Source organism: Leptospira harrisiae, from assembly GCF_002811945.1.
In the GTDB taxonomy this organism is placed as follows: Bacteria; Spirochaetota; Leptospiria; order Leptospirales; family Leptospiraceae; genus Leptospira_A; species Leptospira_A harrisiae.
The window spans coordinates 631,326-644,585 of sequence record NZ_NPDX01000001.1 but is presented as its reverse complement, the minus strand read 5'-3'; the positions used below and the strand labels follow the sequence as shown (position 1 = coordinate 644,585).

Here is a 13,260-nt window from a genome sequence, read left to right as displayed (position 1 = left end):
AATCAATCCAGAATGTTGTTTTTAGATTTTTTACATAGCTTACAAAATATAGAAAAAACAAGAAACTTTAATGTTTTCAAAGAGTATTCTTTGGATGAACTTTCTAATCTTTTTTTATTTGTAAAATCTAAACACAAAATTCAGAATCCAATTCGCATCAGTGTTGTTGGAACGAATGGGAAAGGATCTACCTCACATTACCTTGCCTCCCTATTATCCATTCTTGGATACAAAACAGGTTTATATACTTCTCCCCACCTACTAACGCCTCTAGAACGATTTCAAATCTTTGTAGATGGCAAACCACAAGTTCCCAAAGAAGATGAGGTAGAATCTTTTTTTAAGAAAACAATCCTTCCTGATTTAGAAAAATTCAAATCACTTTCCTATTTTGAATTTTTAACTATTTTTTCTTTCCTCTATTTTGCTTCACAAAATGCGGACTTCGAAATTTGGGAAGCTGGTCTCGGGGGACGATTGGATGCCACAAAACTAGTGTATGCGGATCATGTAGTATTAACAAAAATTGGAATAGACCATTCTGAAATTTTAGGTGACACCAAAGAAAAAATCTGTTTGGAAAAATTAGGTATCCTAACAGAAGTTTGCCGAAACCTTGTGGCGATGGATCCTGAAGATAGTTCCTTACAAACTCTCATTCAAAATTTTCCGAAAGGGAACATACCTGTCCATCTCTTCCCTCTCGAAGAAAAACCCACCTATTTAGAAACTAACTTTCTTTTTTCACGAAAAGTCTTAAGCCAACTACTTCCGGACCAAATGCCAAATCTTAACTCCATATCCTTTCAAACTGTAGAAAAACCTCGCGGCCGTATGGAAATTCTACAAAATTCCCCTGAAATTGTTTTTGATCCCGCACACAACCCGGACGCCATCGCTACAACCACCCGAGAGTTTGCCAAAAAACACAAAACCTTCTCCCTACTTTTGGGGAGCCTTCCCGATAAAGACCGCCAAGGAATTTTGTCTGTACTCGTAGGTTTTCCGCTCCAATCTCTGATTCTTTGGGAGGGGAGCGGGTTTGGAGACTTCCAAGAACTCCCAGCAGCTTTAGAACCAATCACCACCAGGGCAGAGAAGGAAGATGAGCTATCACCCCTATTTCAAGGCAGATCTCCGGTATTGGTGTTAGGAAGTTTTCGTCTCTATGGAATTGTGGCAAAATTAATACAAAATACAACAAACATGTAAAATTAAACTTTACAAATGAATCCTGAACGACATTGTTCTTTTAGGAAACATCGTTCAGGACCATGCAAACTCCCAAAGAACATACACGAAAAGAAATCTTACAAGCGGCTCGAGAGGAATTCATCCAACTCGGTTTTGAGAAGGCTAGTATGCGAACCATTGCTAAAAAAGCAAAGGTATCCACGAGTAATATCTACAATTACTTTGAAAACAAAGAACACCTTCTAACAGAGATACTACAGCCGGTTCTATCTGGAATGGAAAAAGCTTTTGCTTATGTTTCTCATCCAGATTATTTTGAAAAAAGATTTAACGATAGTTATGAGGCCTGGCAAGAGAGATTTCATATAGCTCTGAATTATGTAGATAACAATCGAGACGATTTTATTCTACTATTAACCAAATCACAAGGCTCACATTTAGAAGAATTTCCAGATACGGTTCTCACTCGTCTGACAAAAATCAACTTTGACCAGTACAGCAGTTTCAAGGAAAAAAATCCGAGTTACAAAGGGGAAGTCAGCGAGTTTGTTGTTCGCAATATTCTTTCCTTTTTTCTCAATATCTTTGTGCAGATGGTTCGCCAAGGAATTTCCAAACAAGATATGTTGGTGTATCAGGATAGTTTCCTTAAATTTTTACACTTTGGATACAAAGGATCGATTGCCTCTGATCTGAGTTGATTCAATCTGGTTCCCATATGGGAACCGGATACAAAATTAAAATCTGCGGAATCAAAGACCTGGCCACATTAGAACTTTGTGTGGATCTCCAGGTCGATTATGTAGGACTCAACTTTTCTCCTCGTTCCCCTCGTGCCATCACTTCTGATACCGCAGAAGACCTACTCTGCATCAGACAAAAATCTGGATTTCCAAAACTTGTATTTTTGTTTTTTGAAAACACCCCTACTGAAATTAAAACTTTAACAGAGCATTTCCAACCGGACCTCATCCAACTCATTCGAGGAGATCAATTCCTAAATCCGCAAATTTGGAATGAATTCACAGATACACAAAAACTTTTACCTGCCATTCGCATCCAATCTAAGGTCACAAATGATGAAGACCTGGAACCTAAATCAAATTTAGTGATTTTGGACAGTTATCAAAAGGATTTTGGTGGTGGAACGGGGCATACTTTCCCTTGGGAATATGTAACATCAGTAAAACGACCTTTCCTTCTAGCTGGTGGGATCAATCCAGACAATGTCATTACCGCTTTAGAAACTGTTCGTCCATACGGAATCGATGTAGCTAGCGGTGTGGAGACTGACGGGAAAAAAGATTCAAAAAAAATAAAAACTTTGGTACAAAATGTCCGAACACTATGAAGCTTTAAACACTCCTGTCATGCGCCAGTACATGGAAGTGAAGGAACAACACCCAGATGGGATCGTATTCTTCCGGATGGGTGATTTTTATGAAATGTTTTTAGATGATGCAAAAATTGCGGCACAAATTTTAGACATCACTCTCACGAAACGACAAAACCAAATTCCGATGGCAGGGATTCCTTACCATGCCACGGAAAGTTATATATCAAGACTCATTGCTGCAGGGAAAAAGGTAGTTGTTTGTGAACAAACAAAACCCGATGATCCCAAAGCAAAAATCATGTCAAGAGAAGTGGTTCGCATCATCACACCGGGAACAGTGGTGGAAGACAACCTTCTTGGCGGATACCAAAACAATTATTTATCATTGTATTACAGGGAAAAATCTTCCGTTTACTTAGCGTTTGCTGATGTTTCCACTTCAGAACTATTGTATTTCTTTTTTTCAGAAAATGAAACAGAAAGGATTCATGACACCATCAAACGTTTTTCTCCAAAAGAAATCATTTATACAGAAGAAGTTCCTCCCTTAGCCAAAGAATCTAAAATCATCCTTTCAAAAGTCCCATCAGATTATCTTCCCAAAAAGAAAGGTGCGGGAATTGATACGGTGGTTCATGTCCTCGATGCATATCTTCAGTATAATTATCGCAAACAGGACTTTGTTTTTAAATCCCCAAGGCGAATTGATGAAAACGAATACTTAGTTTTGGATGAACAAACCGTTTCTCACTTGGAGCTCGTCGAAAATCTAAATGATAAAAACCATACTTTATTCGGGGTTCTCAATCGCTGTATCACTGCCACAGGAAAAAGATATCTCAAACAACGGATTTTATTTCCCACAAGAGATGAAAACAAAATCAAAGCCCATTGGGATAAAATAGACATTCTTTCTTCCAATAAAAAAGAAAGACAAAAAATAAAAGAACTATTAGGTGATTTGATTGATTTAGAGCGAGTTCTTACAAGGTTTCGAGTAGGTAAAGCTTTGCCCCGTGACTTTCGTGGGATTGACAAAAGTTTAGAGTCCACAACAAATATCAAAACCATTTTAGATGGTATTGGTTATGATTTTTCTAAACTTCCTAAAGAACTAAATAATTTATCGAAAGTTTTTTTTGATACATTATTTGATGGAGAACTTCCCGTATTTCTCGGAAACTCTCCATTTTTAAAATCTGGATTCAACAAAGAATATGATGATGCCATCCTAGCTCGTGAAAAAGGAAAAGATTGGATTTTGGAATTGGAAGAGAAGGAAAAAAAGGCATCTGGGATTTCCTCACTTAAGATTCGTTACAATAAAATCCTTGGTTACTTTATTGAAATTTCTAAAGCCCAAGCAAAAGAAGTTCCATCTCATTTCCAAAAAAAACAAACACTTGTTACCGGAGAAAGATTCACTTCTCCCGAATTAGAAGAACTAGAACGAGCCATTCTCCAAGCTGACGAAATCATTGAAAGAATCGAAAAGGAGAAGTTTGAAGAATTAGTCACACATTGCATTTCTCTATATGAAGAATTTTTAACATTATCAACAGAAGTTGCCTCCTTAGATTACCATCTTTCTCTCACTGAAACCAAAGAAGAATTCCAATGGAAAAGGCCTGAAATTCGTAATGATGGAATTCTAAATTATTCGGATTCTCGCCATCCAGTTGTGGAAACTTTTTTACCCATTGGCGAACGTTTTGTACCAAATAGTCTAGAACTCAATCCGAGTGACAACGCCATTGCCGTGTTAACTGGTCCCAATATGGCTGGCAAGTCCACCTTTATGCGCCAAATTGCCATCAACCAAATTCTATTTCAAATGGGATCGTATGTTCCGGCAAACAAAGCATCTCTTTCGGTTGTGGATCGGATTTTTACACGGATCGGTTCAGGAGATAATTTGACCAAAGGTGAATCTACTTTTTTTGTAGAGATGAAAGAAACTGCCACCATTCTAAATCAATTTTCAGAAAATAGCCTAATTCTATTTGATGAAGTTGGCCGAGGGACATCCACTTATGATGGACTTTCGATTGCTTGGGCTATTTTGGAATTTTTATCTGCAAAGTTTCCCAAACCAAAAACCATATTTGCAACCCACTATCACGAACTCACCGAACTCGAAAAGGGAAATGGAATCTTCAATTTATACTTAGATACCTTTGAAAAAGAGGGAGAGATTCTATTCCTAAAAAAAGTCAAACGAGGAAAATCAAAACAATCCTTTGGAATCTATGTAGCAAAACTAGCAGGGATTCCCGAAACCGTTTCCGATCGTGCAAAAGAAATTCTTGCGGGACTTGAATCTAAAAAAAGAGAAATAAAAATCAAAAACGAAGAACCTAGTTTATTTGCGGGTCTAATGGACAACCAAACAAACAACCTTTCACCAAACGAAGAAAAGGTTATAAAAAGACTGGGCCAAATCGATCCAAATCAAATCCCACCGATGGAAGCTCTATCAATTTTAGATGAATTAAAACGAATCCTCAAAGAGAAAAACTAAAGCGGATAAATCTGTGAAATCAATCCAGTTGGTAATTTTTTCTTTTAAACCTTGTTTCGCGTGAATACCAATTCCAATCCCTGCGGCACCTAGCATCAGTGCATCGTTTGCGCCATCACCAACGGCTACAACTTGGTCTAAAGGAATCGAAAGTTCTTTCGCATATTGTTTTAAATAGATTTCTTTTTTTTCTCGGTTGATGATCTCACCATATATTTCTCCGGTAAAAGTTCCATTCACTTCTTCCAATTCATTGGCTTTGTAAAATTGAACAGGATATTTTTCAGAGAATAATTTTAAAACAGGTGTAAACCCTCCACTGAGAATTCCAAGTTTCGATCCATTTGCGGGTACAAACTGAAATACTCTGTCCATCCCATCATTCAGTGTCAAAAGATCATAAACTTCCCGAAAACTTTCTTTGGATAGACCTGCAAGGTGTTTGACACGAAGTCGCAAGGCTTCGTCAAATCCCATACCACCTTCCATCGCTTGTTTGGTGACAGTAGCAACCGCTTCGTACACACCATGTTTTCTTGCCAACTCATCAATGACCTCTTCTTTGATGACTGTGGAATCCATATCAAATACAAAAAGAGACTCTGATTTTTTTGGTAACAAAGTTTTAAGAAATAAAAAGTCAGTTTGGTGTTCAGCTAATTTCTTCCGGATGGTTAAAACTATTTCTCGATCCAACAATTCATTTACTAAGATTCGCACACAGTTTAATCCAAATCTTTCTGAATGAAAAAAATTGGAATCACCGGAAGTAGAAGCAGAAGCTGGAGGTAATCCACCTAACTTTAATTGGGTGAAAGTTTCAGAAAGTATAGAATCAGTAATGGGAAACCGAGAAATCAGTAGGAGTGAATGCATTTTTTACTTTTGTAGATAGGGTCTTAGTTTTTTACCCCAGATTTCATATCCTTTTTCATTAAAATGAAGACTGTCTCCATTGGGTCGAATGAATTCATCGCTAAGCGTGGGCGAATCGATTTTTCGCATTGTGTCCCAAACTTCTATATACTCCACATTGGAAGTGGTTCTGGCAACCTGGTTTAAAAACAGATTGAATACCGGAACAATTTGATTGAGTTCTTTTACACGAGTTGGTGGCACAGCAATGAGAAATATCTTTGTGTTTCGATTTCGAGAGTGGATTTTATGAATAATAGAAAGGAGATTGTTTTGCACGAGACTAAGGCATTTACCTTGAATAAAGTCGTTTCCACCAATTTCAATAACTACCTTCTCAGGGCGAAGGACAAGGACATCATCTTCAATTCTAGTAAGAAGTGTCTCCGTCATATCTCCACCAATTCCACGATTGGTAACCGACTGGCCAGGGAATTCTTTCACCATCAAGTCTGGAATAAACAAATGTACCAAACTGTCACCAGCAAAAACGATATTGGATCTTTTGATTTTTAGATTGTCTTCTGCGTATAACAGCCGTGTTGGGAGCCATGCCTTCTCTATATACTTTTTAAAGTTAGAGTTGTCACGCCAACCAGGCTCAGCAAAACATTGGAAACTGGAATCGAAATAATCACGTTTTGAGGAAGATTTACAATCGGCAACACTCAAAACAAGGGCAAAAGCCATGCCCCATCGGAGGAAGAATTTAGTCCTGTTCTTGAGGTTCATTCATTCGGAAGCGCTTTTGCCAATCTTTGATTTGGGCCTGCGCATATTCTTCCGTGTCACAAATCCGAAATTCGATCGGGTTATTTGTGGTGGTCTCGATGAGTTTGGCTTCGATATACCCGTTCTTTAACTTGGTTGTCTCAATGCGATATCTCATCTGAATAGCTCCAAAAACCAGGATTTAATTACCACGTATCTTTGCAATCTCTTCTAACGTTTCATCTTCTTTGTATTTTCCAAAGAGGAAGATGGCGAGTAGACAGAATGCAGAGGCCAGGGGACCTGTTAAACGAACGCCAAGCTCCCCACCAGCTTCTACTTCTTCGACTTTACAAATGGTAGATTCCATACTTATTTTTGCTCCCACTTCTCGATTTTTTTTCAATTCTGATTTTGGTTCTGCTACAGAGGGCGCAAGGATCCCCGTTACATTTGGTGAAACAGTTTTTTTGGTTTCTCGATCAAGTCCCAAAAGGATCACCGAACTAAAAATAAGTACCGCTAAAGTTTGACCCAACTTTTGCATGAATGTTCTACCTGCATAAAACAATCCCTCTCGTTTAGATCCTGTTTTTAATGAATCAAGTTCAGCAATATCTGCGAGTATTGCATTTGGTAAGATTCCGAGGATCGCAATAGGAATAGCAGCAACGGCCACGATCAAATAACCTTGGATAAACGGAGATACGGGCAACGAATTTTTCCCTACAAAATAAATAGAAAGAAAGAGTGTTAGAAAAATATAGAATCCAACGAGTACGGTCTTTTTCTTTCCAATCCTTCTTGCAATCCAGTTGACCACGGGATAAAAAGCAAACGAAACCAGTAACATCACAGTAAGGAGTTGAGTCACAAATTCACGTTCCAATTCCAAAAGAACAGTTACATAATAGGAAATTCCCGTTGTGAGTATGGTTAATGCTAAAAAATAGCAGAGATCCGATAATGCGAAGTATAGAAAATTCTTATTTTTAAATGTAAGAAAAATAGCTTCTTTGAAAGGAACACTAGAGGCTTCCGATTCACAATAGGTTTTTTCATGAATCGTAAAGACTGGAAAATACATACAAATAGCAGCAAACACACAAAGGATTCCCAGAGCATACTGACGCGAAACTAAGGTTTGGATGGCAGAATCTGCATCAAAAACAAAAGAAGAATTTAATACACCTGCTATCATTGGCTCGGTGGATGCCACTATGATCCCCAAGGCGTAAGTAACAGAAATATAAGTAGAAAGATTCAGTCGTTCTTCCGGTGTATGCCCAAGCTCTGGAATGAGAGCAAAGAAAGGTGTGACATACACTGTTAAAAATAAATAAAATAACAACATACAACCGGTCATCCAAACCAAGTTGGTGGAAGAGATAAAGTTGTGTGGGGGAACAAAAATCAACCAACAAAAAATGGCTGCGGGCAATCCTCCAAGGAATAGGAAGGGAATCCGGCGTCCAAATCGTGAAGAAAACCGGTCGGAAGAATTTGCGATGATGGGATCAGTGAATGCATCCCACAAACGTCCAACTGCAGCCACCACTCCAATGGCGGATAGTCCCCAAAACGCCATCTTTTCGATGAGATCAGGGAAACATTCCTGTCCGGGTTTGGGTGCTGGTGGGAGATAAAAATAAACTTGGTGAAGACCAATGATATTAATGAGAGTCGACCAACCCAGTTGTCCGATCGCATAACTCATCTGTTTTCGAAATGGTAAAGAAGGTTTTCGCATGTTTCTCACTAGAGGCGGTAAAGTAGAAGCATACTACCGCCAAAAGTAAAAAAGGCAAACTACTTTTTATGTTTATAGAGTTCTGGAAAATTTTTCTCGTCGTAAAGGAACTGCGACTCGTAATCATCCCATCCTTCTGGTACCCCTTCTGTAAATTCAGGCACCATAGAACAATCACGAATTAAGTTCATCGTTTGGACCATCTCACTGCCTTTGACATTTAAGTATCCTTCAGCAAACAATGAGTTGGCTACAAAAAGTGCCATTGATTGTAAAGAACCTAAATGGCCTTCTCTTCCGGCACCAATACGAATTTCTGAATCGGGATTGACCAATCGAAACATCGACAATACACGAATACAAAATTCAGGAGTGAGTGACGACTTCTGGATGGCATGGCCTTTGATAGGAATAAAGAAGTTAACTGGGATTGATATCACACCAAGTCGTTTGAGTTCAAAGGCAACTTGTACTAAATCTTTGAGTTCTTCTCCCATTCCTACAATGATTCCCGAACAAAGTCCGATGTCAGCTTCTCTTGCTGCTTCAAGTGTTGTTAGTCGGTCTTTAAAAGTATGAGTGGAACAAATTTCGTTGTATTTGGATTCGGATGTGTTGAGATTATGATTGTATCGATCAAGGCCAGCATCTTTGAGAACTCTAGCTTTTTTTGCATCCAAGATCCCTGCTGACAAACAAACCTTCATTCCCAGTTCCCCATTGATTTTGGAAATTGTCTCGGCAAGTTTGTCAACTGCCTTGTCTGTCGGACCACGACCAGAAGTTACCATACAAAAGCGGTAAGCACCGTTGTCTTTCGCACGTTTGGCATCTTCCCAAATTTCTTCAGGTGACTTCAGTGAATACTCTTGGATTCCAGAATCTCCACCCTTTCTTTGGGCGCAGTAACCGCAGTCCTCAGGGCAATAACCATTTTTGATATTATCTAATATATGAATGCGAACACGATTGGTGTAATAGCGATGTCTTTCTTCTGCGGCACGAGCGACAACCGAAAGCAAAGGGACTTTTCCTTCTAGGATTTCAAGGGCTTCCACTTCCGTAATTAAAGAAGGTGTGGTGGAAACTGTTTTTTCTTGGACTTCTGCAATCATGGGAACAGATTCTTTTCGACCTCAACCTGTGTAAACGAAGAAAATCTCTTCGTATATTTAGTCTCAATCTGAATCTACAAAACTAAGAAGGGTATCTTCCATTGCCAAAAAAATTTGATCTAGGGATTCCTCGGAAATGGTATACGGTGGAGTGATATATATCGTTCTTCCGAGAGGGCGTAAAAGAACGCGAAACTCTCTCATCTTTTCTCGGATCTTTTTCCCGATAGGATTCAAATACTCATCTTCTGCAATAGTTTCTTTGTATTCAAAAGCAAAGATTCCACCAAACACACGGACATTCTGGATTCGTTTTCCCAATTTTTTTTGGAATGGTTCTATTCGTTTTTGCAAAGAACTTTCCAATTTTTTTACAAGATCAAGGCCAGTTTCTTTCAAAAGTTTCACTGACGCATAACCAACGCTACATGCCAAAGGGTTTCCCGTCATTGTATGTGCATGAAAGAATGCATGATAAGGATCTTTTGATAAAAATTGTTGATAAATGAATTCAGAAACTAAGGTGGCACCGAGAGGTAACATTCCCCCAGTTAGTCCTTTTGCCATCACCAAAAGATCAGGTTTGGTTCCCGCCACTTGGTAGGCAAAAAACTTACCGAGCCTTCCCATACCCGTAAATACTTCATCAAAGATAAGAAGAGTATTGGTTTGGGTGGCAAGTTCCCTCAGTTTGATTAATACTTTTTTATCATAGAACAACATACCGTTGGCGCCAAACACCAATGGTTCAATGACAATTCCAACATATTCTTTTTGTTTAATGGTTAGCTCTAAATCGTTTAAACATTCTGTAGCACAACTGCTCACATTTTTTCCCCAAGGGCAATTCATACAATTGGGAGCCGGGAATTCTTTTGTGGGGAACCTAAGATCTGAAAAAATTCGATTAAAATAATTTTTTCCAGAAACATTCATGGCCCCAATGCTATCCCCATGGTAAGAATTGGAAAATACAAGAAACTCTGATCTTGGTTTGAAATCCGGATTGTTTCTATAATATTGGATTGCGAGTTTTAATGCAATTTCTATCGCATTTGATCCGTTATCCGAATAAAACACTTTATGGAAATCAAAATCGGTAAGTTCCAATAATGATTTGGATAAATTTTCTGCAGAAGGATGGATGTGACCTGCAAGCATCACATGATCCAGTCCATCTACTTGTGTTTTTAATGCTGATACTAACTTTGGATGGCGGTGTCCGAATATCATCGTCCACCAACTGGCGATGGCATCAATCCATTGATTTCCGTCAGAATCAATTACGAAGTCGCCATCGGCTTTAACTATGTCAATTAACGTTTCCCCTTCTTCCTGGATAGTCAAAGGAACCCATGTATGAGTTTGGAGCGGATTATATTTCATCGTCTGGATTGAGTAAGGTATCCATGACATTCCGATTTGTATCAAAATGTTCGTTGGCATAGGAAATGAATTCGACTGGTGATAACTTTTGTTTTGGAAAATTTGAAATTCCCAAACAAGGGGCCCCACCTAACTTTTGTATAATTTCAGTATTATCATCTTGTAATGGACTTTCTGGCCCAACTAAATAAAATCCAAGAACAGCAACGAACCTGCTTGTGAGTGCATCTAAAGTCAATAAGGTATGATTGATGGTACCAAGCTCCGTAGATCCAATCACAATCACGGGAAGGTTACTTTCCCCAATACCTCTTATGGCTAAGTAGTCTTCGGTCCAAGGAACAAATACTCCACCTGCCCCTTCAATCAGAGTGTTAGTTTTTCTTTCCTTTGCCAAAGCACCCAACAAAAGTTTTGGATCTAAAATTTTCCCATCCTGTTTGGAGGCATAATGCGGACTTGCTGGAGTTAGGAATTCGTACACAGGTTTTAGAAAATGGGAATCTGGTAAATTTGTCGTTTTTTGAACAAATTCAGTATCACCCGAACTCGCTGCTCCCGTTTGGATGGGTTTCCAATAACGAAATCCATAACTTTCAGCATATTTGGCCATAAAGAGGCAGGAAAAAAAAGTTTTTCCAATATCAGTTCCTGTCCCCGCAACGTAAAAAGCTTGGCCCATACGGATCAAGTTTTATCAATTCTTGGCCCCGTCTATCCGATTTATATAAGAGAGGCCCTATGCAACTTCCCCTTTGGAAATCCATTCTCAAACGCGATGAAAACCCGATTACGGAAATTTCACATTTTTTACGTGAAACCGCTATCTTTGAAGGAATGTCTCGTCGGACATTACGCGAAGTCGCAAGGCTGATCCACAAACGAAAGTATTATGCTGGTGAAACAATTTTTTACCAAGGACAAGCGGGAACTGGAGTGTATCTCATCTTACAAGGTAAGGTGGAAATATTTTCTGAAAGAGAAGGTGTTACCTTAAAGCTCGCCGAACTAGAAAAAGGTGCTTTTTTTGGAGAACTTGCTCTTTTCCAAGATTTTCCCAGATCCGCCACAGCTGTTGCACTTGTTGATTCAATTTTACTTGGCTTTTTCCAACCTGAACTAAAAACACTATTAGAAACAAAACCGAGAGTAGGAAATGATTTACTTCTTAGTTTTGCATCCATCATTGCAGACAGACTCCGCAAAACAAACGATACACTCGAAGCTGCTTACTTCAAAAGTAAAAAAAATAAATCAAAATGAATCTAAAAGAATTCAATATATCATCTTTTATATTGCGTAGTGCATTTTTTGGTCTCATTGCACTTACTGTATTAATTGGAGTTGTTGGCGTTAAATTCTTAGCGATCCCACTTTTAATCTCTGGAATCCATTTTTATATCTTTCATGGTATCGTTGACTATTTTGAATCGAGAGGGGTTCATCGAGCCATCACGATAATCATTATATTTTCAATTTTGATCGCCTGTGCCTATTGGCTTTTGGCATTTTATTTACCAAACCTTTTTGAAAAAGCACAACCCATTGTTTCTGAATGGTCTGTGAAAATGGATGATCCGAATTTTCAATTATTGGATTTCAATAAACTTCCCGTAGTCTCACAAAACCCAGAGTTATGGAAAAAGATCATCCATCCAGAAGAAGTTGCGAAAATGGCTACGACCAATTTAGAAGAATTTTTACGAAGTCTTGTTGTGATGATTCCCACTTTCATTAGCTGGATGATCATAATTCCTATTATTAGTTTCTTTTTATTATTGGATGCAAACCTTATCTATAAAACTGTAATTAGTTTTATTCCGAACCGTTTTTTCGAAATGTTTCTTATGGTTTTCTATCGAATGAACCAACAGATTACTAGTTACTTAAAAAGTTTGGTGATCCAATGCGGTATCATGGCAATTGTTGCTTCGATTGGTTTTTATATCGTAGGTGTGAAATTTTTTATTTTGTTTGGAGTCTTTTTGGGTGTTGCCAATTCCATTCCGTACTTAGGGCCACTGGTAGGTGCAATTCCTCCTATTTTATTTTCGATCCTTTTCCCGGAAATTTCACCTTCCATTGGATCCATTGCCTCTGTTGTAGTCGTGGCACAATTAGTTGACAATGCCATTGTCCAACCAGTGGTGATTGCCAATGCAGTTTCACTCCATCCTCTTGCAATACTCATCGGAATAGCTGTAGGTGGAAATTTTTTCGGAATTTTTGGTATGTTACTCGCAATTCCAGTATTATCGATTCTTAAAGTAACCATTGGAATACTTTATCACGCCCTCAAAGAACACCAGATCATTTAAACAGACAAATTGAA

General features: G+C 38.5%; 13 protein-coding genes. 6 read left to right on the top strand and 7 right to left on the bottom strand.

What is annotated here, in order from left to right; all coding sequences use genetic code 11:
• Nucleotides 1-12: 12 nt before the first annotated feature.
• The 4 genes from CH364_RS03055 to mutS all read left to right on the top strand — a co-directional run bounded on the left by CH364_RS03055 (nucleotide 13) and on the right by mutS (nucleotide 5,051).
• Complete coding sequence (locus CH364_RS03055) at nucleotides 13-1,212, top strand: Mur ligase family protein (RefSeq protein ID WP_100742160.1); 1,200 nt, start codon at nucleotides 13-15, stop codon at nucleotides 1,210-1,212.
• A gap of 62 nt (nucleotides 1,213-1,274) precedes the next feature.
• The gene (locus CH364_RS03050; protein WP_100742159.1) at nucleotides 1,275-1,895 is read left to right on the top strand and encodes a TetR/AcrR family transcriptional regulator; all 621 of its coding nucleotides are present in this window, start codon (nucleotides 1,275-1,277) and stop codon (nucleotides 1,893-1,895) included.
• Nucleotides 1,896-1,912: 17 nt separating this feature from the next.
• The gene (locus CH364_RS03045) at nucleotides 1,913-2,545 is read left to right on the top strand and encodes a phosphoribosylanthranilate isomerase (RefSeq protein WP_100743368.1); all 633 of its coding nucleotides are present in this window, start codon (nucleotides 1,913-1,915) and stop codon (nucleotides 2,543-2,545) included.
• The gene (mutS, locus tag CH364_RS03040) at nucleotides 2,529-5,051 is read left to right on the top strand and encodes a DNA mismatch repair protein MutS (protein WP_100742158.1); all 2,523 of its coding nucleotides are present in this window, start codon (nucleotides 2,529-2,531) and stop codon (nucleotides 5,049-5,051) included. The genes CH364_RS03045 and mutS overlap by 17 nt, the downstream gene beginning before the upstream one ends.
• Here the strand turns inward: mutS and serB are convergent.
• From serB to bioD, 7 genes are all read right to left on the bottom strand, one after another.
• Entirely contained in the window at nucleotides 5,022-5,927 is a 906-nt protein-coding gene (gene serB, locus CH364_RS03035; RefSeq protein WP_100742157.1) for a phosphoserine phosphatase SerB, read from the bottom strand. The two genes, mutS and serB, sit on opposite strands and share 30 nt — an antisense overlap.
• Before the next feature lie 3 nt (nucleotides 5,928-5,930).
• Nucleotides 5,931-6,656, bottom strand: coding sequence for an SGNH/GDSL hydrolase family protein (locus CH364_RS03030; protein WP_100742156.1), 726 nt, complete (start codon nucleotides 6,654-6,656; stop codon nucleotides 5,931-5,933).
• 19 nt (nucleotides 6,657-6,675) lie between these two features.
• The gene (locus CH364_RS03025) at nucleotides 6,676-6,855 is read right to left on the bottom strand and encodes a hypothetical protein (RefSeq protein WP_002975048.1); all 180 of its coding nucleotides are present in this window, start codon (nucleotides 6,853-6,855) and stop codon (nucleotides 6,676-6,678) included.
• A gap of 24 nt (nucleotides 6,856-6,879) precedes the next feature.
• Entirely contained in the window at nucleotides 6,880-8,394 is a 1,515-nt protein-coding gene (locus CH364_RS03020) for an MFS transporter (protein WP_100743367.1), read from the bottom strand.
• Between the two features lie 92 nt (nucleotides 8,395-8,486).
• Nucleotides 8,487-9,542, bottom strand: a complete 1,056-nt coding sequence (bioB, locus tag CH364_RS03015; protein ID WP_100742155.1) for a biotin synthase BioB — start codon at nucleotides 9,540-9,542, stop codon at nucleotides 8,487-8,489.
• 63 nt (nucleotides 9,543-9,605) lie between these two features.
• Complete coding sequence (bioA, locus tag CH364_RS03010; RefSeq protein ID WP_100742154.1) at nucleotides 9,606-10,928, bottom strand: adenosylmethionine--8-amino-7-oxononanoate transaminase; 1,323 nt, start codon at nucleotides 10,926-10,928, stop codon at nucleotides 9,606-9,608.
• Nucleotides 10,918-11,610 carry a dethiobiotin synthase gene (gene bioD, locus CH364_RS03005; protein ID WP_100742153.1) on the bottom strand — a complete coding sequence of 231 codons (693 nt, stop codon included), beginning with the start codon at nucleotides 11,608-11,610 and terminating at the stop codon, nucleotides 10,918-10,920. The genes bioA and bioD overlap by 11 nt, the downstream gene beginning before the upstream one ends.
• A gap of 59 nt (nucleotides 11,611-11,669) precedes the next feature.
• On the opposite strand from bioD, the gene CH364_RS03000 reads away from it, so the two are divergent.
• Nucleotides 11,670-12,191 carry a cyclic nucleotide-binding domain-containing protein gene (locus tag CH364_RS03000; protein WP_100742152.1) on the top strand — a complete coding sequence of 174 codons (522 nt, stop codon included), beginning with the start codon at nucleotides 11,670-11,672 and terminating at the stop codon, nucleotides 12,189-12,191.
• Nucleotides 12,188-13,246: an AI-2E family transporter gene (locus CH364_RS02995; protein ID WP_100742151.1), complete on the top strand. Its 1,059-nt coding sequence runs from the start codon at nucleotides 12,188-12,190 to the stop codon at nucleotides 13,244-13,246. The genes CH364_RS03000 and CH364_RS02995 overlap by 4 nt, the downstream gene beginning before the upstream one ends.
• The last annotated feature ends 14 nt before the right edge of the window (nucleotides 13,247-13,260 follow it).